Genomic DNA, 24,557 nt, shown 5'->3' with positions numbered 1-24,557 from the left:
GACTACTCGATCAGCCCGTGCATGCCGAAGTCGTCGAGCGTCTCGGTCAGCAGGCTCATCAGGTCAGCGCGCGACTCGATCACGCCAGGTTGGTACGCGACAACGGCCAGGAAAATCCTTCCGTTGACCCTCCCGGATGCGACGAACAGCTGCCCGTAGGTGCTCAGCACCTTGTCCGGCCGCACCCGCTGCTCGGCCAACCTGCAGTAGACGTAATCGGCGTGGGTCCCATCCGGGCGATTCACATCGGGGTCCAGAGGCCCGACGTTCGAGCATCCCACTGGATAGTCACCGTATTCCAGGGCCACGTCGGCCAACCGGCGCGCGGCAGCCTTGGGGATGAACGGAGTGAGCGGTAGCAGTGCCCATTTCTCGTCGGGTGCATCCTGCAGTCCGGAGAGCACCTCCTTGGTCACTCTGCGGATTCCGCGTAGGTCGGTGGTCAGGTCCGCCGGATCGACCGCGAACATCACCGAGGTCATGGCGTTGGCACGATGATCGCCATCGGTGCGCTCATTGACGGGCATGGAGAGAGTCACCCGACCGTCCGGGCCGAGCCTGCCCACCTTGGTGGCGAGCTGAGCGGCAAACGCACCGACCAGCGAGTTACTGGTGCCGCCACGTCCACGCGCGTGTGTGTCCCAATGGGTTTCGTCCAGATACACGGTCACCGCCGGGATCTGTTCGATGTGCGCCTCGGTCGCGGGCAGGCCCGCATGTTTGATGTCCTGGCGCCGCGAGCTCAACATCTTGGTGGCCTTGCGGAAGGCCCGCGCCGTGTCAGGCAGGTCACGTCTGGTGCGCCACAAGTCTTCCCGCACGCTACGCAAGCGTTTGCGCGCCTGCGGCGTCTCGTAGCCCAGCGGGACTACCGCGTCATTGACCGCATCGGCGATGGCTCGGCACATACCCACACCGTCGGCGATACTGTGCGAGACCACCAAGCTCACCGCGGCTGCACCATCGGTAAATCGGGTGACACCCAGCCGCCAGGACGGACCGTGCTCGGGATCGATCGGTAGCTGGGCATGCCGGTGCACCCAATCCTGCAGTTCCGCGCGCGGCAAGGGGGCGAGCTCGACATCGATGGGATGACACGCCGGATCGAGCACCCAGCGGTGACGACCAAAAGGCAAGCGAGAACGTTCGATTCGGCGTCCGAACAATCCCTGGCCGAGGTTGGCATGGAATCTGCGCAACCGGTCGGTGTCGATATCGCGTTCGTAGACCCAGACCATCTGCCCCAGCGTGGACAGCTCGGTGGCTCGCAGCCCCAGGAAAGACGCCTGATCGACGAAGTCCAAATGAGAGATCGGCAGGGTGGTGATGCGCGGCGGAGTGTGAACCTCCGGGATCGTCGCCGTCACAGTGACTCTCCCGCCGGCGACACCCCCAACGTGCTGTAGAGCTCGTTGATCAGCCGCACGCTACGAGGATCGGCATCCGCCTTGGTCACATCGAACTGGTTCATCACGTACGAGTAGCCGATGCGGTGCTCCAGGTCGACGAAAGCGTACGAACCACCAGATCCGCCGTGCCCGAAAGTCTTCTGGTTGGGCCCGGCATAGCAGCGCTGGTTGAGCATGTAGCCCAATCCCCAACCGTGGTTGGCCACCCGGGGGCCCAGCACGACATCGGGATCGAACCCGCCCTGGGACACCCGCACCACATCCATGTGGTCGTGGCTGAGCAGCTTGCCGAGCGCCATCGCGTTGTAGAAGGTGGCCATACCCAGCGCCGAAACGTGCGCGTTGGTACCGGGAAACTCCAACGCCCGCCACAACGCAATGTCCTTACGGGCAATCTCGTCATCGGGTATGAAGTCCCCCGAGATGAGCGGGCCCGCCAGCGGGTGATCACTCATGCAGTCGAACTCCCCAGGAGCACCGCGGAACACATCGCGCAGGAACGGCTTGTTGACCAACTCCGCGCACCGTTGGTGCTCGCTATGCGGCAGCCCGACATGTACGTCGAGTCCGTACGGCTCGGCAATCTCGGTACGCAGGAACTGCCCGAGCGTCTTACCCGTGGTCCGGCGAACAACCTCGCCGAGGATGAATCCGAACGTCGCCATGTGGTAGCCCTGCGCGGTTCCAGGCTCCCACCACGGCGTCGCCCTCGCGATGTGCTCGCACACCTCGTCCCAGTTGGCGGCCTGCTCCGGCGTCAACCGGGTACGTGGTCCAATGACGCCCGAGCGATGCCCGAGCACCATGGCCAGCGTGATGGATTCCTTACCGGCCTGGCCAAATTCGGGCCAGTACCGCGCCACCGGCGCGTGCAGATCGAGCACACCGCGCTCCACGAGCATGTGGACGCACGTGCTCATCAATCCCTTCGTTCCGGAATACACCGGCGCCAAGGTGTCCTCGGTCCAGGGGCGAGTGCGCGCCTCGTCGGCCCAACCGGCCCACAGATTGACCACGAGCTCACCGTCGACCCAGATCGCGACCGCGGCTCCCAGCTCGTCGTTCTCCAGGAAATTGAGTGCGAATGCGCGCCGGACGTTGTCGAAATCCGGTGAGCTGGTTCCGTTCACCGCGACGTCAAGGCTTGTGCTCATGACAATGCCTTCCTTTCAAGTACTGCCCAATGCTGCGGGGTGCGGCCGCGATGCCGCGGTTTCAGGAAACGAACTGTGACTGCGCGACACGCTGGTAAACCATGCGTGCCACTTCGAGATAGCGCGACACAGATTCACGGGCGACGGCATTGTCGGGGAAAGAGATCGTCAGGTTGGTTTCGTTCTCAAACCTGTTGACCCACATGCACACCTGATCGGAAGAACGGCTGTCTCCGTAGATTCCGCCATTGATGCGATCCCATTCGGCACTGACCGGGATCTTGCGCGCGTCCAGGAACGACACCATCGGCACCACATAGTCGGGGGCCGCCAGCCCCGACTCCGGGCCCGCGAGCTCCAACGCACGTTCAAAAGGAACCTTGGCCAGTGGCTGGCATTCATCGAACGACTTCTGCGCGGAGCGTGCGACCCGCGCGAAGGAGTCCTCCGACATATCAACCACGAAGGGTATGAAGCTCGCGTACCAACCCACCGACATCTGCTCCTCAGCAGTGTCGCGAGTGTCGTACGGGGTGATGCCGTAGAAGGCATCAGCGCCGGTGAGCTCGCGGTCGATCAGTGCGGTACACGCAAACACACCCCCGCTGAATCGCACACCCGCCTGCTCACAGGCCTTTTCGAACGCCACCGTCTCCTCGGCATCCAGCAGTGACGTGGCGATCATGCCACCGACGTTCGGCACGGATCGGTCACCGAGCGGCAGAACGAAGTCCGGCAGGGTGCCACCGTTGTCCCGTGCGTACCGGAGCCATGTCCGCACCTCGAAGGAGTCCAGGGTCATGGCCTGGTTGTGCGCACGTTCGCGCGCGGAGAAATCCAGATAGCCCGCGGGCGGTGGAAGCTGCAGCGCCGACCCGTGCACCAGGCTGGCGTACATCAACTGGATCTCGACGTAGATGATCCCCGTCGACATGCCGTCGGTATGCAGGTGATCGACGCTGATGTACACCGTGAAGTGGTCCGCGCGCTGAATCACCCCAAAGGTGAAGCAGTCCCACGAGAGCGGAGTGCCCGACGTGCGCAGCAGGTGTGCGCGGATCTCCTCGGGCCCCTGCAGCCCATGATCCTGCGGCACGAAGTCGACGGTCTCCGGATCCTCGATCGCATGCCGGACGATGTCGTCGGCCGTGTTGAACTCGAACCAGGAGTGGTAGGTGTCGTGTCGCCGCAGGTGCGCGTTGATCGCCGCAGTCATCGCATCGATATCGCAGACACCGGGAACGTCCCAGGATCCGATGCCCAACCGTGCCATCTCGCGGTCCTGGCGGGCCAGATTCCGGTATGAGCGCACATGCTGGGCCTGCTGATAGCTCGGCGGTACCGCGCTGGCGGGCGCCTGCGCCGCGGCCTGGCGAGCGCGTGGCGAAGCACTCCAGGAGACGACGGTTCCCGGCTTGGGACGCCAATCGTGGATCGTTCCGAGTGCAACCATCGTCCCTATCCCTGCTCAGCGATCTTCAATACGAGCCGAACCACGCTCGATTTGCCTGCGACAGTGCGGACGGCAAATACATTATTCATTGCGGGCAGCGTAGCGAATAAATATCTCGCAAAGGTACGTTCCATCAAAGAAATAGCTAGTGAACTGTGGGTAACGCCGCGTTACGCCCCATCGCAGCAACTTCCCGAAAGACTTACGGTAAACCAATCCCAGCAAATATAACTACCGTATGGAAATACCCTATGACCAGGCGATTCACATCTGGTTGCGCGAAGAACCAACAACTATGTTTGTAGTACCACCAGAGAACCTACGAGGTCTGCGCGATTTTTTGTGGGCTACCCCCTGGGTTACCCCCGCTGTGGCGCAGCCCACTCTGTCTGAGCGGCCACTTCTGATATCCGACTCTAAATTTGTCGAAGATGCAAGGGCTGCCTTCGGGCGCGGCCGCGCCCGCCCGTCGAATAGAGCCCCAAACGCACCTCAGCCGCCCACCCCGAAGGGTGAGCGGCTGAGGGGTGTCGAGTCCTGCCTACGCGTCCAGGAGCGACGCGGGCGGGTTGAAGCGGTCACCGTACTTGGCGGCCAATTCCTTTGCGCGAGCCACGAACCCGGCTGTGCCCTTGAGGCCCTTACCGTCCTGGCTCTCGTACCCGACGATGTACTGGTGCACACCGCCGGTCCAGGGCGGGAAGCCGATGCCGAAGATCGAGCCGATGTTGGCGTCAGCGGTCGAGGTCAACACGCCCTCGTCGAAGCACTTCTGCGTTTCGATGGCCTCCGCGAACAGCATGCGCTCGATGAGGTCCTGCAGCGGCGGGTTGGCCGCGTCGGCCCCGGGACGGGTATTGAACGTCGTGCGCAGGCCGGGCCACAGCTCGGTGCGCTTGCCGTCCACGTAGTCGTAGAAACCAGCACCACCCAGACGGCCCGGACGGCCCGCCTCGACCAGCGTGTCGATGACACGGCCCGCCGGATCATCCGGCAATTCCTTGCCCTCGGCCTTGGCGGCCTCGACGGTCTCCTTACGGATCTTCTGCATCAGCGTCAGGTTCAGCTCATCCGACAGCTGCAGCGGCGGAGCCGGGTATCCGGCCTGGCTGCCGGCCTGCTCGATGGTCGAGGGCTCGATGCCCTCGGCCAGCATCGCGACGGCCTCGTTGACGAAGGTGCCGATGACCCGTGAGGTGAAGAAGCCACGGCTGTCGTTGACGACGATCGGAGTCTTCTTGATGGCCAACACGTAGTCGAATACCCGGGCCAGCGCCTCGTCGGAGGTCTTTTCACCGCGGATGATTTCCACCAGCGGCATCTTGTCGACCGGTGAGAAGAAGTGGATACCGATGAAGTCTTCCTGACGCTTCACACCCGCCGCCAAACCCGTGATGGGCAGGGTGGAGGTGTTGGAGCCAAGCAGCGCGTTGGGCTCGACGATGTCCTCGATCTCCTGGAACACCTTGTGCTTGAGCTCGGTGTTCTCGAAGACCGCCTCGACCACGAAGTCGACGCCTGCCAGATCGGCGGGGTCGGCCGTGGGGGTGATCTTGGCCAGCAGCGCGGCGGACTTTTCGGCCGTGGTCTTACCACGCGAAAGCGCCTTCTCCTCAATCTTTTCGGAGTAGCCCTTACCCTTCTGGGCCGCCTCCAGCGAGACGTCCTTCAGGACAACGTCATAACCGGCCTTGGCCGAGACGTACGCGATACCGGCGCCCATCATGCCCGCGCCCAGCACACCGATCTTCTTGATGTCCTTCTTGGCGATACCGTCCGGACGTGAACCGCCGCCGTTGATCGTCTGCAGGTCGAAGAAGAAGGCCTGCGTCATGTTCTTGGCGACCTGACCGGTGGTCAGGCTGGTGAAGTAGCGGCTCTCGATACGGCTGGCCGTATCGAAGTCCACCTGAGCGCCCTCCACCGCGGCGGCCAGGATGGCCCGCGGAGCGGGCATCGGCGCGCCCTTGAGCTGCTTCTTCAGGTTCGACGGGAACGACGGCAGGATGGCCGCCAACGCCGGGGTGGCCGGGGTGCCGCCGGGGATCTTGTAGCCCTTGACATCCCACCGCTGCACGGCTTCCGGGTTGGCCTTGACCCACGCCTTGGCGGCGGGGATCAGCTCATCCACCGAGCCGACGAGCTCGTCGATCAGGCCGACTTCCTTGGCCTTGGTCGGGTTGAAGCGGGTGCCCTGCGCCAGCACGGTCACGAAGCCGTTCTGAATACCGAGCATGCGGGTGACACGGGTGACGCCACCGCCGCCGGGCAGCAGACCCAGCGATACCTCGGGCAGACCGATCTGAGATCCCTTGACGTCGGCGGCAATCCGGTAATGGGTGGCCAGCGCGATCTCCAGGCCACCGCCGAGGGCTGCGCCATTGATGGCCGCCACGACCGGGCGGCCAAAGGTCTCCAGCGTGCGCAGGTCCTTCTTGATCTCCTCGACCTCGTTGAAGGCCTCCTGGGCGTTCTCGGGCTGGATCTGGATGATCTTGGTGAGGTCACCACCGGCGAAGAAGGTCTTCTTCGCACTGGTGATCACCACGCCGGTGATCGAATCCTTTTCTTCCACAAGGCGCTTGACGGCCGCGGCCATCGACTGCTTGTAGTCGTCGTTCATCACGTTGGCCGAGCCGTTGGGGTCGTCCAGGGTGAGGGTAACGATGCCGTCGGCATCCTTTTCCCACTGAATTGTGTTTGCGCTCATTAGTTCTGGTTCTCCCTATACTCGCTCGATGATGGTGGCCACACCCATGCCGCCGCCGACGCACAGGGTGATGAGGGCGCGACGGAGGCCGCGGCGCTCCAGCTCGTCGACCATGGTTCCGGTGATCATGGCGCCGGTGGCGCCCAGCGGGTGGCCCATGGCGATGGCGCCGCCGTTGACGTTGAGCTTCTCGTCCGGGATGTTCAGGTCCTTCTGGAACTTCAGGACCACGGAGGCGAAGGCCTCGTTGAGCTCGAACAGGTCGATGTCATCCACGGTGAGGCCGGCTCGATCGAGCACCTTCTGGGTGGCCGGGGTGGGGCCGGTGAGCATGATGAGCGGCTCGCTACCGGTGGTGGCGGTCGCCACGACGCGGGCGCGCGGGGTCAGACCCTGAGACTTACCGGCCTCTTCGCTACCGACCAGAACCAACGCGGCGCCGTCGACGATGCCCGAGCTGTTGCCACCGGTGTGCACGTGGTTGATCTTCTCGACGTAGTGGTACTTGATGCGTGCCACATCGTCGAAACCACCGAGAGCAGCCAGGCCTTCGAACGCCGGCTTCAGCTTGCCCAGGTCCGCGGCAGTGGTGCCGGGACGCATGTGCTCGTCGTGGTCCAGGATGAGCAGACCGTTCTGATCCTTCACCGGCACAACGGACTTGGCGAAGTAACCGCCGGACCACGCGGCCGCGGCACGGTCCTGCGAGCGCGCGGCGTAGGCGTCGACGTCGTCACGGGTAAAGCCCTCGATGGTGGCGATCAGGTCGGCACCGATGCCCTGCGGCACGAAGGACACGTCGTAGTTGGTGGCCGGGTCAGAGGCCCAGGCTCCGCCATCGCTGCCCATCGGGATACGCGACATGGACTCCACGCCACCGGCGAGCACCAGGTCGTCCCAACCGGAACGGACCTTCTGCGCGGCGATGTTGACGGCCTCCAGACCGGAGGCACAGAAACGGTTGAGCTGCACGCCACCCACGGTGTCGGGCAGGCCGGCAGCCAACACGGCGGTGCGGGCGATGTCGCCGCCCTGGTCGCCAACGGGTGCCACGACGCCGAGCACGACATCGCTGATCAGGTTCTCGTCCAGGTCGGGGAAGCGGCGGCGGATCTCGTCGATCAGGCCGACCACCAGGTTCAGCGGCTTGACCTCGTTGAGGGCGCCGCCGCGCTGCTTACCGCGAGGCGTGCGGATGGCCTCGTAGATGAATGCTTCAGTCATGGGTATACGTCCTTATAGGGAGGTGCGTATGGGGCATGTGGTGCAAGCGCCCCGGCCTGTGAATCCGGGTTGACTCCGGGTCAGTTTCGCCGAGACAGCCCTACGTTAGACCAGGCTGGCGTCCCCATGGTAAGCAGCCCTCCCAACCCGTTGGTTGGGAATATGGTGCCGGTAGTCTCGCCGTGTGCTGCGGACCCGGTCGTTGTCAATAAGACGCGTGCTCATCGGGACTATTGCGGTGCTGACGATATTCGCCGTGTGGTGGGCGTGGAACTGGACCACCGACGGTCCGGGCCACCGCAGGCCGGCGCCCCCACCCACCTCATTCACACAGCGGGCCGCTCTCCCGAACTGCGGGACGCATAAGCATTTCCACGAGGAGCTGCCCGCCGCCCAGCGCGATTGCATGAACAACGGCAGGGCCTCGGGCCTCGGCGGCGAACTGACGGTCGTCCAGCCCACCATCGAGGGTGATCCGATCACCACGTATTACCGGGTGTTCTCCCCGGATCAGCGGGTTGAAGTCTTCGTGGACTCCAGTACGGACCGCTTTGGCCACACTGGCTAGAGTCACTTCTTCTGCTGGGCCGTTCCGCTCAACTACCCACCCGACCCGAGCTGCCCCGACCCCAAACTGCAGCCCGACCGGTAACGCCCCTGGGGTCAGACCCCAGAGAAATAAGCGCTTTGCCGTGCGTTTCGACGAGATTTCACCGAAATCTTCCGCGGCCGACCCGAAGACGACAAGGCTGGAGCGATGCTCAAAAGACTCTGCACGGCGCCGGTAATCCTGGCCGCCCTCGCGGCAGGATGTCCGCCGCTGGCGCAGGCCGAGCCGGAACCGCTCCCCGCCGACATCGCCTTCGAACAGCGGGCACCACTGCACAACTGCGGCAGACTGCGCATGCTGCCGCCATCGCACGAGATCCCACCGAACTATCTGGACTGCATGCGGCAGGCCCGCGCCGCCGGCACCGGTGCCGAGCTGGTGACCACCATCGCGAACTTCTTCCTCGAGGACACCACCACGTACTACCGGGTGTACGGCGCGGACCGGGACGTGGAGGTCTTCGTGGACAACCGCGACCGGGGCAATCCCGGCCTCAGTCATTACTTCTGCCCCATCCCGGGCACCGACCTATCCTTCGAACCGCCCAGCTGCTAGGTCCGGCGGTAGGCTGCCCGGCATGAAGCCGGGGAACACCGAAGACGGACCAGCGTGAACCCGAAGACCGTCAACCGGTTGCGCCCTTTCGGCGCAACGATCTTCGCCGAGATGTCGGCCCTCGCGGTCCGACACGACGCGATCAATCTGGGCCAGGGTTTCCCCGACGAAGACGGACCCGCATCCATGCTCGATGCGGCGCAGCAAGCCATCCGTTCCGGCCTCAACCAATATCCCCCCGGGCTCGGCACCCCCGAACTGCGCCGAGCCATCGCCGCCGATCGGCTCGCCCGCTACGGCGAGGAGCTCGATCCGGAAACGCAGGTGCTGGTGACCGTGGGCGCCACCGAGGCAATCGCGGGCGCGCTCCTGGGCCTGGTCGAGCCCGGCTCCGAGGTCATCCTGATGGAGCCGTACTACGACTCGTATGCGGCAGTGGTGGCCATGGCAGGCGCCGTTCGTGTCCCGGTACCGCTCATTCCCGACGGTGCGGGCTTCGCACTGGATACCCAGGCCCTCGCGGCCGCCGTCACACCCCGGACCAGGGCACTGGTCATCAACTCCCCGCACAACCCGACGGGCAAGGTGTTCACCGACGCCGAGCTGGCACGAGTCGCCGAGCTCGCGGTCGAGCACGATCTGCTGGTCATTTCCGATGAGGTGTACGAGCGGCTGCTCTTCGATGGGCGCACGCAGACCCCGATGGCCAGCCTGCCCGGGATGGCCGATCGCACGGTCACGATCTCCAGCGCTGCCAAGACGTTCAATTGCACCGGCTGGAAGATCGGCTGGGCTTGTGGCTCACCGGGGCTGGTCGCGGGCGTGCGCGCCGCCAAACAGTTCCTCTCCTATGTCGGCGGGGGGCCGTTTCAGCCTGCGGTGGCGGTGGCCCTGGATACCGAACAGACTTGGGTCAAGAACCTGCGAGAGTCTTTGCAGCGCAGGCGTGATCGCCTCTCGGAGGCGCTCGCCGACCTGGGATTCGAGGTACACAGCAGCGAGGGTGGGTACTTCGTCTGCGCGGATCCTCGGCCGCTGGGGTTCAGTGACAGCGCCGAACTCTGCCGGCGCCTACCGGAAACCGTTGGCGTGGCAGCGGTTCCGGTAAGCGCCTTCTGCGATCCCAATACCGGCACAGCCGATCAATGGAATCACCTGGTGCGGTTCACCTTTGCCAAACGCGATGCGGTGATCGACGAGGCGATATCCCGCCTGGCGCGACTAGGAGGTTAGGCCCGCCGCGATCGTGCCCGGACGCTGCCGCGTCTTGGCCAGCCCCGGCAGGATCTTGATGAACTCGGTGATCTCCCCCACCGCGCGCCGGGCGTCCGGGTTGGTCGCCGCGAACACCTGAAACACGTGAATCGCGCGATCAAAGATCTGCAACCGCACCGGAACCCCTGCCGCGACGAGACGTTCCGCGAACAGTTCGGAGTCGGGCCGCAGCGCCTCCTGCGAACCGACCTGCAGCAGGAACGGGCCAAGTCCGGTCAGGTCGGCGTCCACCGGGCACGGGCCCGGTTCGCGCGCGCCGTTGCGCAGCAGGAATACATCGTTGATCATCTTCAGGAAGTTCACCGGGAACATGGCATCGCCGATGCGTTTGGCGGCAGCGCATTTCGGCTCCATGTCATTGTTGGTGGCTGCCGAGATCAGCACGCACCCGGCAGGCGGCCGCAGGCCCTCGTCACGCACCGCGATAGCGATCATGGCCGCCAGGAATCCTCCGGCCGAATCTCCCGCCAGCACGACGTTGTCTGGATCGACCCCCTGACTCAGCACGTAGCGGTACGCATCGACGCCGTCGGCAACGGCATCTTCGACCAGATTGCGCGGGCACAACCGGTAGCCCACACTCAGCGCCCGCGCCCCGGAGTCACGCGCGATATGGCTCACCAACGGCCGATGGCTGTTGATGCCCAACGCGATGAACGCCGACCCGTGGAAGTAGATGACCACCGGCGCATCTGGCCCCGGCTCGTCCTTGGCGTTCCACGTCCATTCGGCCTCGCAGTTCGGCAGCTGAACGCGCTCGGTGCGGGTTCCGGACACTCCCGGGACCCAGCCCATGAGGCGTTCCAGCCCGTCGTATCGCCGATTCAGCAGCGCATCTGGGAAGCGGCGATTGACGGCCAGCATCAGCCGGGTGAGCGCATACAGACCCGGCTTACCCACTGCCTTGAACAGGTAGGTCTCGGCCACCGAATGCCAATTGGCCTTACCCATCCACTCCGGTCCCGCATAAGTGACGGCGGCTAGCCGGGATTCGGCGGCATGTCGGGCGCTGGTCATCGAGCCTCCTCGTAGCGTCATTGCTTTGAAGCGAGAGACTACCAGTACCTAGTACTGGTGATCCCAGCTAAATCACCAGCCGATATCGGAGAGCTCGGTTGTGTCCTTCGGCGGCGCCTCGATGGGCCCGCTGGGCGTCCGTGAGAAGCGCGGGGCGGGCGCCGCCTGCGTCACCCCATCGACGTCGGCGATGGTGCCGCGATCGCGCAGGTGCGCGTTTTGCTTGGCCTCGCCCCAGGTGAGCACCGGCGACACACAAGCATCGGTGCCGATGAAAATCTCGGTCCACTCATCGCGGGTCTTGGTCTTGAACGCATCGTCGAACATCTTGCGCATCTCGGGGTAGCGCGCCTTGTCGAGCTGAAACGGAACGCTCTCGGGATCCAGCCCCAGGCCCTGTACCAGGATCGCGAAGAACTGTGGCTCGATCGATCCCACCGCCATGTACTTGCCGTCGGAGGTCTCGTAGGTGCCATAGAACGGCGCCCCACCGTCGAGCAGACCCGACTCACGCTCGTCGAACAGCAAGCCGTTGTTGTACATCGTCCATTGCATCTGAGCCAGCTGACTGACGCCGTCGACCATCGCGCCATCAATGACCTGTCCCTGGCCCGACTTCTCACGCTCGTACAGCGCAGCCAGGATGCCTTGCACCAAAAGCATTGAGCCACCGCCAAAGTCAGCGACCAAGTTCATCGGCGGCATCGGCGGGCGGTCCTTGTAGCCCATAGATCCCAGTGCGCCGGTCAGCGACAGGTAGTTGATGTCGTGGCCCGCGCGTTCGGCCATCGGGCCGTGCTGGCCCCAGCCCGTCATCCGGGCGAAAATCAGCCGTGGGTTGCGCTTGGCGCACTCCTCGGGGCCGACCCCGATGCGCTCGCACACCCCGGGCCGGAACGGGTCCAGCAGGACATCGGCCTTGTCGACGAGCGCGAGCAGCGCTTCGGGGTCCTTCTTGACGTCCAGGTTGACCAGGCGCTTGCCGCGATGGAACAGATCGGTCTCCTCGGCGGGGATCGCAAGCCCGCCCGGGCGACGGACCCGAATGACGTCTGCCCCCAAGTCGGACAACATCATCGCCGCGTGCGGCCCGGGGCCGATGCCACCGAGCTCGATCACCTTTACGCCCGCAAGGGGGCCCGTCTTGACGCCAGTGTCAGCCATGGTGGTCACCCTAACCAGTCAACCCGTTGGTTGGGAAGTGTGGCTAGAGCGACGAGGAGATGGCCGGTGACGAGGTTTGCGCGGGCGCCGGGGCCGGTGTCGGGGTCGGGAAGTTGGGGATCACCGGTCGCGACGTGCTCGGTGCCGCCGGGACGTCCGACGCCGGTGGTGGCGCAGGAGGCGGTGTGAACTCGTAGGCGGGCAGCGGAGCAGGTGGCGGATCGTCGTCGCCCTCACGCCAGTGCGTGGAGCGGTACAGGTCGATCACCTTGCCGAGGTCATGTAGCCGCAAGGCCGGTGGCCGCCCCCCACGCGCGTCACGAATGCGCTGCGCCTCCCAGGCGACCAGGCATTGCGCCGTCGGCGTGTTGTACAGGCTTTCCAGGAAGGGGGTCAACGCCTTTGCGAGATCCCCCTCGGCCTTGAGGACATCGTTCCGATAGGGGCCGTAATACGGCAGGATCGCTTCGAGGACCCGCACCATGACGGTCTGGAATCGGGTGACGAACTGGTCGATCGCCCATGGATGCCGCGACAGCAGCGGAGATATGCGGGCCAGTACCGGTCCCATCATTTTCAGGATCGGTTCGTAGGCTGTGGCCGGGGCGAACGCTTCCGAGGAGAACACGCCCGCTGCTGGTGCCACGTCGATCAGCGAGGCCAATCCGCCCTGCTCGTCCGGGCCAGGCGCCGGCCAACCGAAGGGGCAAGGCTGGGCGACGGATATCGGAAGTCCGCGGTCGGTCACCGAGGGCAGTGCACCAAATGGTCCGGCGGCCTGGCCCGGTGGATGCGAGGGCGCCTGCGGACGAGGTAGCGGCGCAATCAATTGCGGTCCCGGTGGCGGCACCGGGATCGGGATAGCGCCTTCGGGAATCGATCCGTCCCGGTTCACGATCTGATACCCGACAATGGGTGCGCGCGCAGGCGAATACGACAGCTGGGTAATGGCCGCCACGCTGCCGATCACGGTAATGGCGGCGAATGTCCTTACCGCGATGCCGAATACGCGTTCCCTGGTGGGCCTCTGGTGCGCTGAAGCGATCGGAGCCGTCTCTTCTGCGGGGGTCGGACTCATCGGTCTTTCACCACGCCTTCGAGATGCCAGACTCCCGTGAAGCTGTTGAACGGACCACCCACGATGAGACTGGTCCAATCGAGGGTGAACTTCTTGGTGCCTTTGTCGTATGTGCCGGTGGCCTTAGGGCTTTCGCCGTCCACGGAGTCGCGGCCGACCCAGCGCCCCGCGACGAACTCCCATACCTGCTTGGCACGTGCCTCTCCCGGAATCTGCGCCTGCTCCTTGGGTTTCGGCTTGGGCGCGCCCTGATTGAACTCCTGACGGTTCCACGACGCGGCCCACGCGGACACGTCGGCCGAGATCTTGTCGCCCGACACGGTCGCCGAGGGTGCCAAAAGCTCGCGTTGTGTCTGCGGGTCGATCTTGTTGGTGGAGATGCCGAATTCGATGTTGAAGAACTTCGTCGGCTGCGTTACCCGGGCAGCCAGGGAATAGCCGGTGGCCTCATCGAACGCGGGATCCGGCTCACCCTGGTAGTCGCCCAGAATCAGGCCGCCGTCCGCGCCCGGCGAGAGTAGTGTCGCAGCCCCTTGCGGTACAGGAGAATTGGCATTCGGCATGAACGGTCCCTCTTGAGGGTTGCCGCCCGGTTGCACCATCTTGAACCAGGTCCCGCTGAGCTTGTTCCCGTCGATCGTGCCGGGCTGCAAGGCCAGCAGCCCGGTGAGCGGGGACTCAGTCGGCTTCTCCGACCCACAGGCCGGGGCCGTCATCAGCACCGCGGCCGCCAGCACTGCCCCGAGCGTGCTGCGCATCATCGTTTTCTGGGCCACCGTGCGGCTCCTTTCACGTCGACAGCGGCAGCGGCCGCTAGTACACCGGGCACGAGGAAGAACCATCCGAAATAGTCGAAAGATCGGAATCCCAGGGGGGCGGTGATCCGATCGAGCGCTACCACCCTGCCGAAGTTGTCCACGTTGTCGGCCATCACTCCGATCAACGAAGCGAAATCTGCTGTCATGGGTTGCCATTGGGAGACGAAGGCGTCGATACCTGGAACCGCGCGGGCCGGATCGTGCTGCCGCAAATCACCCAGGAACTGGGTGTCCAATTCCCCTTCCGCCGCGACCAGCACCACAAAATGCCGCTGGACCGCCGCCACTCGCTCGTGGGTCATGATCGGACGGAACGCGTCAATGAGCTGGGCCCCCGCCGGGGCGCGCGTAAAGAGACCGTCCGCGAATGGCACGGCGATCAGCGCCGCCGCTGCTAGGACCGCGAGAATTCGTGCACCGAAGGCCTTTTCACTGTCGCGGGTGCGCCGAAGGCCCCACACCCCCGCACCGACCAGGACCAGTCCCGGCACCGCCAGCAAAAACGGCAACACGTCGAACGGGCCCACGGCACGCAACTGCCCGTAGTTGCTTATCTGGCCATCGACCGCATCGAGCAGACCGTTCATATCCTGCCGAATCGACGGGTACTGCGCGACAAAGGCATCCAGTCGCTCGTAGCGCCCGCCCGCGACCGGCTGGGTCGCCTGCACATCGGCGCGGGCGGCGTCGACGGTATCGAGGTAACTGCGGAACTTGGTGAGCACCTCCGACGACACGAAGGGGCGGAATTCGGTGAGCATCTGCTGACCGCCCGCGGCGCGTGTGAACATCCCGGTGACCACCGGCAAGACGAACAGCAGCACACCAAGGACGATGAGCGCGATGAACGGCCACCGGGGCCTGGGAGCAGGTCCCGCCTCGGCGACTACGGCTTCCTCACCGACGATGTCGGCATACGAGGGCAGGGCCGGAGTCGGCGCCTCCGCCGGCTGGCGGCCCGTCCCGTGTGCTGGGGCCTCAGCGGCCACGGCTGAAGATCCGCTCCCCCACCACAAACAGGATTCCGCCACCGATGGCCACGAAGACCAGCAATGCGATGACCCACGGCGGAGTTATCGTGCGGGGGTTGTCGTCAACAGGCAACGCGATGAGTTGTTGGCCCGCTGACAGCGGTGGCGGCGCCGCCACCTGTTGCCCGGCTTGCACAACGACCTGCCCGGGGGCCGCCGGCGCGGCCACGCCGGGCGGTGCATCCGCCGCCGGCGGGGCACCGGGCGGAGGAGGGGGTGGCGGTTCGGCCACTGCGCCACCGGCGCCGCCCCCGACCTTGCCCACCAGATGCCACAGCCCGGTGAAGTCATTGAACGGACCGCCCACGATCTGGCTGGTCCACTCGACGATGAAGGCTCCGGTGTTGCTGTCGTAGGTGCCGGTCACCGGCGTGGTCTTCCCGGGAAATGCGCCACCGGGTTTCGGCGATCCCTGGTTGAAGACCTGGTTGTTCCACGTCACGCCGAAGGCGCTGAGATCACCGCCAAGCTTGTTGCCACTCACCGTGATCTGAGGCGTGGCGGTGCCCTGGCCAGTCTGCGGGTCCGTCTGGTTGGACGCGGTGGCAAACCCCACACCGTAGAACTTCACCGGCTGGGTAATACTGCCGGACACCGCATTTCCGTTTCCGTCGAATGCGTTGCCGGGCTGCGGCTGATACTCGCCCGACTTCAGACCACCGTCGGTACCCGGCGCCAGCAGAGTGACCGTGTTGTCCGAGCACGTCGAATCGCCGTTGGCGAGGTAAGGGCCGGACGCGTCGCCGGCGGGCAAGATCATGCGGAAATAGGAGCCTGTGGCGCGACCCTCCGCGCAGCTACCGGGCGCCAACGCGAACAGGCCATTGAGAGGCGTCGCCGTATCGGCCACCGCCGGATAGGCGGCAGGCGACATCGCCGCGGCTGCCACAACCAGGGCGACCGTCGCGCGGCGGGTGAGATGCTTAATCATCGGTGTCCTATTGCATGTTGCATGCTTATTGCACTGTTGCTCTGACCCGTAGCACGAGCTGGGAACGGCGCAAACGTATGAAGGACCCGACCACGCGTCAATGGCAACGCCCAGCAAACGACATCCTGCCTGGTGGCGTTCCCGCAGGTGGTAGGCGTGCAACTCGATGGGCAGTCGTTCGATTCACCCCGAGCGGATTTGGATCACATTCGTTTGTCGCCGCAGGCCGGTGGTAGCTTGCTCGGCATGGCAACAGCCGGACGGCGTGTTATTACCGCGCTTCTGATGCTGCTGGCACTCACCGGATGTTCTCGCGACCAAAGTCCGCCGCCTGCCACCACGCCGACACTCTCTCCCGACGGATTCCCACTCAGCATTCCCCATAGATACGGCGGCGCATTCCTCGCGACGCGACCCAACCGCGTTGTCACACTGGGATGGAACGACCAGGACCTCGCGCAGTCGCTGGGCACCAAACCCGTCGGTGTCCGATCCACGCTGCCGGAGTACCCCATGTACCCGTGGGTGGTTCCGGAGGTCTCGCATCCGCCCGTCGTCTCCGGCGCGGAGCTGGATTTCGAGGCCATCACCGCCGCTAGACCCGACGTCATCCTGGCCACCGGCGCCGATATCGACAGACCCACCTATGACAGGCTCACCCAGATCGCACCAACCGTGATCTCGGAGGATCGGCTCGACCGTGCCGAGACACCTTGGTATACACAGCTATTCACCATCGGGCGAGCCCTCGGTAAGTCCGATCAGGCGCGCATGCGATCCGAAGAGGTCGGCACTCGGTACAACCAGATACGCACCGGCCACCAGCATTGGGTCAACCGCACCGCCGTCGTCGATTGGGTGGCCGACGGACAAGACACCTTTCTGCTGGGTTTCCGCGATCCACGACGAGCAGTTTTCGACGGTCTGGGCTTCTTGAGCCAGCGGTACTCAGGCCCCGTGCCCGATAGCGAACTGAAAGCCAAAGCCGACGAGGACCTCCTGGTCGTAGTGGGCGCCACCGAACAGCAGGCCAAGGCCACGGGCGCTCTCGGCGATCTGCGTGCCGTCACCGAGGGGCGCGCGATCTACATCCCGGCAGACAGCCCCGTGGTGAACGCGCTTCGGCTGGGAGGGCCGCTGGCCCGGATCTATGCCCTGGAACAGCTGACACCCCAGCTTGAAAAGGCATTGAAGCCACCTTCTCCCCGATAGCCGCCGCCCTCCTCGTCGCATCTGTATCGACGTAGATCTGTGGCCCCCATCACTGTCATGTTACGGTCCTATCGCTCGATTGAATCAACTGATAGACACCTTGTCGGGAGGGCTGTGACCGACCAATCCGCCGAATCCCTATGCGCTCCGTACACGATCGAGTTCGGATTTGAACGCACCGTTGGCCCCAAGATCGGCGCCTTCCTCGGCGGTCTGCGCGAGGCGCGGCTGTTCGGAGTGCGGACGGCCAGTGGACAGGTGTTGTGCCCGGCGCTCGAATTCGATCCAACGGATGCCAGTGCCACCGGCGAGTTGGTCGAGCTGGAGCCGACCGGCGTTGTCCTGCAATGGACCTGGGTGCCTCCGCGTCCGGCCGATGAGCTCGAAACAAGTTTCGCGTGGGCCCTCATCCGCATCGGCGGAACCGTCAACGCGATGTTCCACGCAGTCGATGTCGGCGGAAATCCCGCGGTGCTGAGGGTGGGGCTTCCGGTCGCCCCGCGATGGCGCCCCGACCGCATCGGCGCCATCACCGATATCGCCTGCTTTGAACCGATTGGTCAGCAGTGACCACATTGCCCGAACCGGTCACCTCGATCGCCAGTCCGTTTCGCATGGACTACACGTACGTCGCCGGAATCGGCCGTTCGGTATTCCTCCGTGGATTGGCGCGCCGGCATCTACTGGCGCGTCAATGCCCGGGCTGCGAACGCGCGTACTGTCCTGCACCGCAATTCTGTTCGCGATGCCTGACCGAGCTTGGCGAACCGTACCCACTTGCGGGAACCGGAACGATCCAGACCTTCTGCATCGTCAGCTTCCCCTTTCCGGGACAGGTGTTCACCCCGCCGTACGCGGTGGCACACATCCAATTGCACGGGGCCGACACCAGGCTCATGCACATGATCGGGGATACCGAGCCGGCAAGGGTTCACATCGGCATGACGGTCGAGCCGGTCTGGGTGGCCGACGAGGATCTCGGTGCCACCATGCAGAGTATCCGCTACTTCCGCCCCGTATCGAATGAGGGCGCCCATGCGTGACGTTGCCGTGATCTCCTTTGCTCAATCACCTTGTACCGCAGCGAATCTGCGTGATGATATGGCCGAGATCCTGCTCCCGGTGGTCCGCCAGGCCCTTGAACAGGTGGAGCTGCGTCGCGAGGACGTCGACTTCTACGCATCGGGCAGCCATGACTTCTTCGAGGGCCGCACCTTCGCGTACATCGAATCCCTCGATGCCGTCGGCGCCTGGCCGCCGATATCGGAATCCCATGTCGAAATGGACGCCGCGTGGGCATGTTACGAGGCGTGGGCATGGCTCCAGCTGGGGCACGGCGATATCGCGTTGGTGTACGGCGTCGGCCGGGGCGCGCTGCCGGTCGACCTCGACCAGGTGGCACCCTCGTCACTGGACCCCTACTACCTGACCCCCCTCCATCCGCCCCGGCATGCCATCGCCGGGCTACAAGCGGCGGCAGTCATCGATGCCGGTATCACCACGGAGCGCGAGATGGCCGATGTGGTGAACCAATCGCTGACCGATGCCCTGTCAAACCCCTTTGCTCTCAAGGCGGGTGCGCCAGGAGTCGAAACCCTGCTGGATGCGCCGTACATCGCCTCGCCGCTGCGCGGACACGATGCGGCACCGGTTGGAGACGGCGCGGCGGTGCTCATCCTGGCCACCGGCGACGTGGCACGGCGCCTGGCCCGGCGACCGGCGTGGATTCGGGCAATCGATCACCGGATGGACACACACCATCCCGGCTCACGAGACCTCGCGGTGCTGGATTCGGCACGCATCGCCGCCGAGAAGGCCGCCGCCATCGCCGGTTTCACTGCCGCGAGTGTGGAGGTCGCCGAGCTGCATACCGAATACAGCTACGCGGAACCGTTGCTCACCAAGACCTTCGGCATGGAGAACGCGCTTGTCAACCCATCCGGTGGACCGCTGGCTGGTGCGCCCGCCACCGCCACCGGCTTGATTCGCATCGGTGAATCGGCCCGCACCATCATGCAGGGGCGAGCCACCCGGGCACTTGCCCACGCCACCAACGGTCCTGCGCTGCAGCACAATCTGGTGTGCCTGATGGAGGCAGGCGCATGAGTGCCCGTGTTGCGGTGGTCGGTGTCGGACAAAGCAAGCAAGCCAAGAAACGTGAGGTCAGTATCGCGACGCTGGTCCGCGAGGCGGTGGACGGCGCGCTGACGGATGCGGAGCTGACGTTCGCGGATATCGACGCGATCGTGCTGGCCAAGACCCCCGATCTCTTCGACGGGGTGATGAATCCCGAGCTGTATCTCGCCGACGCGATGGGCGCGCGTGGCCTACCGGTCACGCGGGTGTTCACCGGTGGCAGTGTAGGCGGGCACGCCGCCATCTATGCCGCACATCTGGTGCAGGCCGGACTTGCCGGAAGGGTGCTGGTAGTCGCGTATTCCAAAGAGTCTGAAGGCAATTTCACCTGGGCACTGTCACGGCCGCTGCCCTTCAGTGCCCAGCTGGGCGCCGGCGCGGGCGGGCATTTCGCGCCGGTGATCCGCGAGTACATCCGCCGCTCGCAGGCACCCGAGCACATCGGCTGGCAGGTCGCCGTAAATCACCGACTCAACGCCACTCGCAACCCGTACGCACATATCCACAAACCCGACATCACCGTCGAGGAGGTGCGCAACTCCCCGATGCTGTGGGATCCCATCCGGTTCCTGGAATCCTGTCCATCATCGGATGGCTCGTGCGCCGTGGTCGTTTCCTCCGAGCTGTTCGCCAAGCATTCCCCGCGACCACCCGCCTGGATCCATGGCACCGGATGGCGCACCGAAACAGGTCATTTCGCAGGCAGGGACGAGGTGAACCCCCGTGCCGGGCAGGAGTGCGCCGCCGAGGCGTACCGGGAGGCGGGGATCACCGATCCCGCCACCGAGGTCGACGTCTCCGAGCTCTACATCCCCTACAGCTGGTACGAGCCGATGTGGATGGAAAATATCGGGCTGGCGCCGGAGGGCGCGGGTTGGCGCGCCGTCGATGAGGGCCACACCGCGTTCGAGGGCAGACATCCGATCAACCCCTCTGGTGGTGTGCTCTCGGGCAACCCCACCGGTGCGACCGGTCTACTCCGGTTCGCCGAGGCGGCATTACAGGTGCGCGGACTGGCTGGGGAACATCAGGTCCAGGGCGTGAGACGCGCGATAGGCCACGCCATGGGCGGCGCATCGCAGTTTCATGCACTCTGGGTGGTGGGAAGCCAGAGACCATGAGCACAGAGCGAGAACTCCTCGTCGAACGTGACGGTCCGATCGTCGTTGTGACCATGAACCGCCCGCATCGGCGAAACGCACTGTCCACCACTATGGTCGGACAGCTCGCCCAGGCCTGGGACGAGATCGACGCAGACGACGGAATCCGGGCGGCGATACTGACGGGAGCCGGTGCTGCCTACTGCGTCGGGGGCGATCTCGGTGACGGCTGGATGGTCCGCGACGGTTCGGCGCCGCCACTGGACCCTACCGCCATAGGCAAGGGTCTGCTGCTCACCCATACCCTGACCAAACCACTCATCGCGGCGGTCAACGGCGCGTGCCTCGGTGGCGGCTGTGAGATGTTGCAACAGACCGATATCCGTGTCGCCGATGAGAACGCCACCTTCGGTCTTCCTGAGGTACAGCACGGCCTGGTGCCCGGTGCCGGGTCCACGGTCCGGCTCAAGCGACAGATTCCCTACACCAAGGCCATGGAGATGATCCTTACGGGCGACCCACTTACCGCCCGGGAGGCATACCATTTCGGATTGGTGGGCCACGTGGCACCGGCGGGCACCGCTTTGGACAAGGCGCGCAGCCTCGCCGAGCGCGTGGTCCGCAACGGCCCGCTGGCCGTGCGCAATGCCAAGGAGGCCGTGGTGCGCAGCGGTTGGATCGCCGAGGAAGACGCGCGCGCCATGGAGGCGCGGCTTACCCGCCAGGTGATCACCTCCGCCGATGCGCGCGAGGGTTTGGCGGCGTTCCGCGAGAAGCGAGAGGCACGGTTCAGCGGGCAATGACCAATACTGCAGCTGAAACTTCTGGTATCGCACACGATTCCACCTACCAACGACTACTCAGCGCCGCTGAGCGATTGTTCGCCGAGCGCGGTGTGGACGCGGTATCCTTGCGCGCGATCATGGCAGCGGCCGGCACCAATGTCGCGTCGGTGCACTATCACTTCGGATCCAAAGAACGCCTCATCGAGGCATTGCTCGACAAGTACCTGAACCAACTGGAGAAGCGTCGGTTCGCGTTGCTGGATATCGCCGAGGAGGCCGAAACACTGCGGGCCATCGCCGAGGCGATCGTCGTCCCGCTGGCGGAGATCGGCGAAAGCGGCGGAACTGCATGGCTTTCCACCCTCGGAAAGCTCCTCATCAGCGGCCATCCCGCGTTGATCCCGATGAGCGTGAGTTTCCAGCCTCAGGCTGCGCGATTGCAGGAACTCATCGTGCGGTTGCGCCCGGACGCATCGCTGCCCTCGATCCGTTTCGGAGTCACCCACGCCGTGACGCTGACCTGTGTGGTTCTCGGCGATATCGCACACACCAATCGTCTGATGTCCTTGAGCGGCACCTACCTTGACAACGGGCAGATGAACGCGCAGCTCGTCGACATGGTGACTGCCATCCTCGCCGGACCTCCCACCGAGGACTAGGAGCGCCCCTCCCGGAATGCGTCGAAGGACCGGCGCAGTTCCCCTGTGGCAGTGCACATCACCTGAGTCCTGTTCTCCAGATCCAGTGCATGGCGCAGGCTCGGCGCATCCACCGTCTGCCACATCGTCTCCTTGGTCATCCACACTGCCAAGGGCGAATGCGCGGCGATCTCTTCGGCCTTCGCCAGTGCGGCGTCGAGTAGGTTCTCGGCAGGTGCCACGTCGAAGACCAAGCCGATCCGTAGGGCCTCCTCGGCGCCGAACACCCGTCCCGTCAACATCAGCTCGGCGGCGCGGGCCGCACCGACCAGCCGAGGTAGGTGATAGCTGGTGCCCATATCGCAATTGGACACCCCGTGACGAATGAACACGGCACCGAAAGAAGCTTCCGGACAGGCGAACCGGATATCGCAAGCCAGTGCCAACGCGAACCCGCCGCCGACCGCATGCCCGTTGACTGCCGCGATGACCGGCTGACGCATCCGGTGAATCCGTTCGAACAGCGAGGCCATCAACTCCTGAGCCGCAAGCGTGCGCACCAGCTCCGAGTCGGTGGCGCCGAGCAGCGCGGCCGTCGAGGTGACACCGGTGCTAGTGAAGTCCGCGGGCAGCGATTTCAGGTCGGCTCCGGCGCAGAAGGAGGTACCGACAGCGGTGAGGACCACCACACGGACCTGTGGATCGCCGTCCGCCTTCTCGACCACGGAGTGCAGCTCGGCCACCGTCTGCGGATCGAGTGCATTGCGGCGCTCGGGACGATCGATGGTGACCACCAAGATTCCGCTATCGCGATGTTCGGCGCGGATCATCGGGCTACCAGCCCGCCGTCGGCGATGATGGTCTGGCCGGTGATGTAACTGCCCGCGTCGGATGTCAAAAGCAGCGCGGTGCCCACCATTTCGTCCGGCACCCCGAGCCGTTTGAGGTGGTTGGCGTTCGCCATGCGTTCCACCTCCGCGGGCGGGGTCTTGCGCACCATGTCGGTATCGATCGCGCCGGGGGCGAGTGCGTTCACACGCACACCCCGCGAGGCAAGCTCGGCTGCCGCCGACCTGGTGTACGAGACCAGTGCAGCCTTGGCCGCCGAGTACATCGCGACGCCTTGCCCAAACATGAAGGCGCCCACTGATACTACGTTAAGCACGGCGGCGTTTTCACTGGCCACCAGATGCGGTAGCGCGGCCTGCACGAGGAACACCGGCCCGCGCAGGTTCACACCGAAGGACTTATCCCAGCCGTCGACAGTGAAAGCACCGACCGGCTCGGTCAGGGCATTGGCGGCATTGTTCACCACAATGTCGATGCCGCCGAATTCCTCGACGGTGGCGCCCACTAAATGTTCCAGAGACTCGATGTCACCGGTGTGTGTCGACACGCCCAGCGCCCGTCCGCCCAGCGCGCGCAGGTGCTCGACGGTCTCGGCGCATGCTTCTGGTTTGCGGCTTGCGACAACGACATTGGCGCCCGCGCAGGCATAGCCTTCAGCGAGTGCGCGTCCGATCCCGCGCGTACCGCCGGTGACGATCGCAGTACGTCCCGTGAGGTCGAACAGGTTGGAGAAGGTTTCCCGGTTCATCGTTCCCTAACTTTTCGCTGGTCCACAAAACTCGCGGCACGCACCACACCCAGGATCTGTTCGATGAGCGCATCGTCGGCAGTGCCGCGCAGCACGCCGTGGTACACGGCCGTGCCCACGATGGTGTCAAAGAGCGCGTCTGCCCCCGGCTGGTCCGCACACCGGCCAGCGGCGACGGCCTCGCCGTGTGACGCCCGAAATGCCTCGCGCAGAGGTATTTCAGTGCGCTCCACCAGACCCGCATACCGGCTCGGTTCGCGGTAGTACTCAACAAGGAGTCCCGGCATCGCCGCGCGGGTGGCCGGATCGGCGAAGTATTCGACCACGGAACGCACCAGAACAGGCAGATGGTCATCGAATTCGGCGGGTTCGGCCAGCGCCGCGGGCCAGGGGCGGTCGGCGATCGCACTTTCCACCATGTCGGCCTGGGTGGGCCAGCGCCGGTAGATGGTGGGTGCACCGATTCCGGCGGCGCGCGCCACCGCGGGAATGGTGGTGCCCTGGTAGCCCTCGGTGGCCAGCATCTGGCGCACCGTCTCGCGCACCGCGTCGTCCTTATCGGGGTCGCGAGGGCGTCCGCCCTGACGTCTATCCACTATCCGACCGTCCCACTAGTTTCGATATTAGAAATAACGATACTAGGGCGGCGCGGCGGGGGAA

23 protein-coding genes and 1 pseudogene are annotated in these 24,557 nt (G+C 64.9%); 10 read left to right on the top strand and 14 right to left on the bottom strand.

Annotated features, from left to right (window positions below):
• Window positions 1-2: 2 nt before the first annotated feature.
• The 5 genes from AC5Y5C_RS24140 to AC5Y5C_RS24120 all read right to left on the bottom strand — a co-directional run bounded on the left by AC5Y5C_RS24140 (window position 3) and on the right by AC5Y5C_RS24120 (window position 7,950).
• Window positions 3-1,367 carry a hypothetical protein gene (locus tag AC5Y5C_RS24140; RefSeq protein ID WP_499977145.1) on the bottom strand — a complete coding sequence of 455 codons (1,365 nt, stop codon included), beginning with the start codon at window positions 1,365-1,367 and terminating at the stop codon, window positions 3-5.
• Window positions 1,364-2,563 carry a serine hydrolase domain-containing protein gene (locus AC5Y5C_RS24135; protein WP_499977144.1) on the bottom strand — a complete coding sequence of 400 codons (1,200 nt, stop codon included), beginning with the start codon at window positions 2,561-2,563 and terminating at the stop codon, window positions 1,364-1,366. Before AC5Y5C_RS24135 ends, AC5Y5C_RS24140 begins: the two co-directional genes overlap by 4 nt.
• 61 nt (window positions 2,564-2,624) lie before the next feature.
• Window positions 2,625-4,016 (bottom strand): condensation domain-containing protein, encoded by a 1,392-nt coding sequence (locus AC5Y5C_RS24130; protein WP_499977142.1) that lies wholly within the window; start codon window positions 4,014-4,016, stop codon window positions 2,625-2,627.
• A 541-nt stretch (window positions 4,017-4,557) separates the two neighbouring features.
• On the bottom strand, window positions 4,558-6,726 hold the full coding sequence (locus AC5Y5C_RS24125) for a 3-hydroxyacyl-CoA dehydrogenase NAD-binding domain-containing protein (protein ID WP_499977141.1): 2,169 nt from the start codon (window positions 6,724-6,726) through the stop codon (window positions 4,558-4,560).
• Window positions 6,727-6,741: 15 nt separating this feature from the next.
• Window positions 6,742-7,950, bottom strand: coding sequence for an acetyl-CoA C-acetyltransferase (locus tag AC5Y5C_RS24120; protein WP_499977140.1), 1,209 nt, complete (start codon window positions 7,948-7,950; stop codon window positions 6,742-6,744).
• 217 nt (window positions 7,951-8,167) lie between these two features.
• Between AC5Y5C_RS24120 and AC5Y5C_RS24115 the strand changes: the two are divergent.
• The 3 genes and pseudogenes from AC5Y5C_RS24115 to AC5Y5C_RS24105 all read left to right on the top strand — a co-directional run bounded on the left by AC5Y5C_RS24115 (window position 8,168) and on the right by AC5Y5C_RS24105 (window position 10,348).
• Window positions 8,168-8,602 (top strand): annotated as a pseudogene (locus tag AC5Y5C_RS24115) (hypothetical protein).
• Window positions 8,603-8,707: 105 nt separating this feature from the next.
• Window positions 8,708-9,115, top strand: coding sequence for a hypothetical protein (locus AC5Y5C_RS24110; protein WP_499977138.1), 408 nt, complete (start codon window positions 8,708-8,710; stop codon window positions 9,113-9,115).
• A 54-nt stretch (window positions 9,116-9,169) separates the two neighbouring features.
• Window positions 9,170-10,348: a pyridoxal phosphate-dependent aminotransferase gene (locus AC5Y5C_RS24105; RefSeq protein WP_499977136.1), complete on the top strand. Its 1,179-nt coding sequence runs from the start codon at window positions 9,170-9,172 to the stop codon at window positions 10,346-10,348.
• On the opposite strand, the gene AC5Y5C_RS24100 is transcribed toward AC5Y5C_RS24105, so the two are convergent.
• The 6 genes from AC5Y5C_RS24100 to AC5Y5C_RS24075 all read right to left on the bottom strand — a co-directional run bounded on the left by AC5Y5C_RS24100 (window position 10,337) and on the right by AC5Y5C_RS24075 (window position 16,429).
• Window positions 10,337-11,407, bottom strand: a complete 1,071-nt coding sequence (locus AC5Y5C_RS24100; protein ID WP_499977135.1) for an alpha/beta hydrolase — start codon at window positions 11,405-11,407, stop codon at window positions 10,337-10,339. The two genes, AC5Y5C_RS24105 and AC5Y5C_RS24100, sit on opposite strands and share 12 nt — an antisense overlap.
• 72 nt (window positions 11,408-11,479) lie before the next feature.
• Window positions 11,480-12,571, bottom strand: coding sequence for a CaiB/BaiF CoA transferase family protein (locus AC5Y5C_RS24095; RefSeq protein WP_499977134.1), 1,092 nt, complete (start codon window positions 12,569-12,571; stop codon window positions 11,480-11,482).
• A gap of 43 nt (window positions 12,572-12,614) precedes the next feature.
• Window positions 12,615-13,649 carry a hypothetical protein gene (locus AC5Y5C_RS24090; protein ID WP_499977132.1) on the bottom strand — a complete coding sequence of 345 codons (1,035 nt, stop codon included), beginning with the start codon at window positions 13,647-13,649 and terminating at the stop codon, window positions 12,615-12,617.
• Complete coding sequence (locus AC5Y5C_RS24085; RefSeq protein ID WP_499977264.1) at window positions 13,646-14,410, bottom strand: hypothetical protein; 765 nt, start codon at window positions 14,408-14,410, stop codon at window positions 13,646-13,648. Before AC5Y5C_RS24085 ends, AC5Y5C_RS24090 begins: the two co-directional genes overlap by 4 nt.
• Window positions 14,407-15,456 carry a hypothetical protein gene (locus tag AC5Y5C_RS24080; RefSeq protein ID WP_499977130.1) on the bottom strand — a complete coding sequence of 350 codons (1,050 nt, stop codon included), beginning with the start codon at window positions 15,454-15,456 and terminating at the stop codon, window positions 14,407-14,409. The genes AC5Y5C_RS24085 and AC5Y5C_RS24080 overlap by 4 nt, the downstream gene beginning before the upstream one ends.
• Entirely contained in the window at window positions 15,446-16,429 is a 984-nt protein-coding gene (locus tag AC5Y5C_RS24075; protein ID WP_499977129.1) for a hypothetical protein, read from the bottom strand. The genes AC5Y5C_RS24080 and AC5Y5C_RS24075 overlap by 11 nt, the downstream gene beginning before the upstream one ends.
• Before the next feature lie 246 nt (window positions 16,430-16,675).
• Between AC5Y5C_RS24075 and AC5Y5C_RS24070 the strand changes: the two genes are divergently transcribed.
• From AC5Y5C_RS24070 to AC5Y5C_RS24040, 7 genes are all read left to right on the top strand, one after another.
• Complete coding sequence (locus tag AC5Y5C_RS24070; protein ID WP_499977127.1) at window positions 16,676-17,641, top strand: ABC transporter substrate-binding protein; 966 nt, start codon at window positions 16,676-16,678, stop codon at window positions 17,639-17,641.
• A gap of 114 nt (window positions 17,642-17,755) precedes the next feature.
• Window positions 17,756-18,211, top strand: coding sequence for a Zn-ribbon domain-containing OB-fold protein (locus AC5Y5C_RS24065; protein ID WP_499977126.1), 456 nt, complete (start codon window positions 17,756-17,758; stop codon window positions 18,209-18,211).
• Window positions 18,208-18,684, top strand: a complete 477-nt coding sequence (locus AC5Y5C_RS24060) for a Zn-ribbon domain-containing OB-fold protein (protein WP_499977124.1) — start codon at window positions 18,208-18,210, stop codon at window positions 18,682-18,684. Before AC5Y5C_RS24065 ends, AC5Y5C_RS24060 begins: the two co-directional genes overlap by 4 nt.
• A complete protein-coding gene (locus AC5Y5C_RS24055) occupies window positions 18,677-19,747 on the top strand; it encodes a thiolase family protein (RefSeq protein WP_499977123.1) in 1,071 nt (356 codons plus the stop codon). Before AC5Y5C_RS24060 ends, AC5Y5C_RS24055 begins: the two co-directional genes overlap by 8 nt.
• On the top strand, window positions 19,744-20,898 hold the full coding sequence (locus AC5Y5C_RS24050) for a thiolase family protein (protein WP_499977122.1): 1,155 nt from the start codon (window positions 19,744-19,746) through the stop codon (window positions 20,896-20,898). The genes AC5Y5C_RS24055 and AC5Y5C_RS24050 overlap by 4 nt, the downstream gene beginning before the upstream one ends.
• The gene (locus tag AC5Y5C_RS24045; protein WP_499977121.1) at window positions 20,895-21,680 is read left to right on the top strand and encodes an enoyl-CoA hydratase-related protein; all 786 of its coding nucleotides are present in this window, start codon (window positions 20,895-20,897) and stop codon (window positions 21,678-21,680) included. Before AC5Y5C_RS24050 ends, AC5Y5C_RS24045 begins: the two co-directional genes overlap by 4 nt.
• Window positions 21,677-22,321: a TetR/AcrR family transcriptional regulator gene (locus AC5Y5C_RS24040; protein WP_499977119.1), complete on the top strand. Its 645-nt coding sequence runs from the start codon at window positions 21,677-21,679 to the stop codon at window positions 22,319-22,321. The genes AC5Y5C_RS24045 and AC5Y5C_RS24040 overlap by 4 nt, the downstream gene beginning before the upstream one ends.
• Here the strand turns inward: AC5Y5C_RS24040 and AC5Y5C_RS24035 are convergent.
• Genes AC5Y5C_RS24035 through AC5Y5C_RS24025 form a run of 3 tightly spaced genes read right to left on the bottom strand, consistent with a single transcriptional unit; the run spans window position 22,318 to window position 24,493 of the window.
• Entirely contained in the window at window positions 22,318-23,130 is an 813-nt protein-coding gene (locus AC5Y5C_RS24035) for an enoyl-CoA hydratase/isomerase family protein (RefSeq protein WP_499977117.1), read from the bottom strand. The genes AC5Y5C_RS24040 and AC5Y5C_RS24035 overlap by 4 nt on opposite strands.
• Complete coding sequence (locus AC5Y5C_RS24030; RefSeq protein WP_499977114.1) at window positions 23,127-23,897, bottom strand: SDR family NAD(P)-dependent oxidoreductase; 771 nt, start codon at window positions 23,895-23,897, stop codon at window positions 23,127-23,129. Before AC5Y5C_RS24030 ends, AC5Y5C_RS24035 begins: the two co-directional genes overlap by 4 nt.
• On the bottom strand, window positions 23,894-24,493 hold the full coding sequence (locus AC5Y5C_RS24025) for a TetR/AcrR family transcriptional regulator (RefSeq protein ID WP_499977112.1): 600 nt from the start codon (window positions 24,491-24,493) through the stop codon (window positions 23,894-23,896). Before AC5Y5C_RS24025 ends, AC5Y5C_RS24030 begins: the two co-directional genes overlap by 4 nt.
• Between the last annotated feature and the right edge of the window lie 64 nt (window positions 24,494-24,557).

The organism is Mycobacterium sp. NGS15 (assembly GCF_059813245.1).
Note: the sequence above shows the minus strand (reverse complement) of the source record. Positions and strands in the feature narration are given on the sequence as shown.

Bases quoted from the DNA above. Each gene is read 5' to 3' on its own strand.
- AC5Y5C_RS24120 (WP_499977140.1), bottom strand. From the start codon at position 7,950: ATGACTGAAGCATTCATCTACGAGGCCATCCGCACGCCTCGCGGTAAG.
- AC5Y5C_RS24085 (WP_499977264.1), bottom strand. From the start codon at position 14,410: ATGATGCGCAGCACGCTCGGGGCAGTGCTGGCGGCCGCGGTGCTGATG.
- AC5Y5C_RS24125 (WP_499977141.1), bottom strand. From the start codon at position 6,726: ATGAGCGCAAACACAATTCAGTGGGAAAAGGATGCCGACGGCATCGTT.
- AC5Y5C_RS24135 (WP_499977144.1), bottom strand. From the start codon at position 2,563: ATGAGCACAAGCCTTGACGTCGCGGTGAACGGAACCAGCTCACCGGAT.
- AC5Y5C_RS24075 (WP_499977129.1), bottom strand. From the start codon at position 16,429: ATGATTAAGCATCTCACCCGCCGCGCGACGGTCGCCCTGGTTGTGGCA.
- AC5Y5C_RS24045 (WP_499977121.1), top strand. From the start codon at position 20,895: ATGAGCACAGAGCGAGAACTCCTCGTCGAACGTGACGGTCCGATCGTC.
- AC5Y5C_RS24090 (WP_499977132.1), bottom strand. From the start codon at position 13,649: ATGAGTCCGACCCCCGCAGAAGAGACGGCTCCGATCGCTTCAGCGCAC.
- AC5Y5C_RS24070 (WP_499977127.1), top strand. From the start codon at position 16,676: ATGGCAACAGCCGGACGGCGTGTTATTACCGCGCTTCTGATGCTGCTG.
- AC5Y5C_RS24040 (WP_499977119.1), top strand. From the start codon at position 21,677: ATGACCAATACTGCAGCTGAAACTTCTGGTATCGCACACGATTCCACC.
- AC5Y5C_RS24130 (WP_499977142.1), bottom strand. From the start codon at position 4,016: ATGGTTGCACTCGGAACGATCCACGATTGGCGTCCCAAGCCGGGAACC.
- AC5Y5C_RS24095 (WP_499977134.1), bottom strand. From the start codon at position 12,571: ATGGCTGACACTGGCGTCAAGACGGGCCCCCTTGCGGGCGTAAAGGTG.
- AC5Y5C_RS24100 (WP_499977135.1), bottom strand. From the start codon at position 11,407: ATGACCAGCGCCCGACATGCCGCCGAATCCCGGCTAGCCGCCGTCACT.
- AC5Y5C_RS24030 (WP_499977114.1), bottom strand. From the start codon at position 23,897: ATGAACCGGGAAACCTTCTCCAACCTGTTCGACCTCACGGGACGTACT.
- AC5Y5C_RS24110 (WP_499977138.1), top strand. From the start codon at position 8,708: ATGCTCAAAAGACTCTGCACGGCGCCGGTAATCCTGGCCGCCCTCGCG.
- AC5Y5C_RS24035 (WP_499977117.1), bottom strand. From the start codon at position 23,130: ATGATCCGCGCCGAACATCGCGATAGCGGAATCTTGGTGGTCACCATC.
- AC5Y5C_RS24050 (WP_499977122.1), top strand. From the start codon at position 19,744: ATGAGTGCCCGTGTTGCGGTGGTCGGTGTCGGACAAAGCAAGCAAGCC.
- AC5Y5C_RS24055 (WP_499977123.1), top strand. From the start codon at position 18,677: ATGCGTGACGTTGCCGTGATCTCCTTTGCTCAATCACCTTGTACCGCA.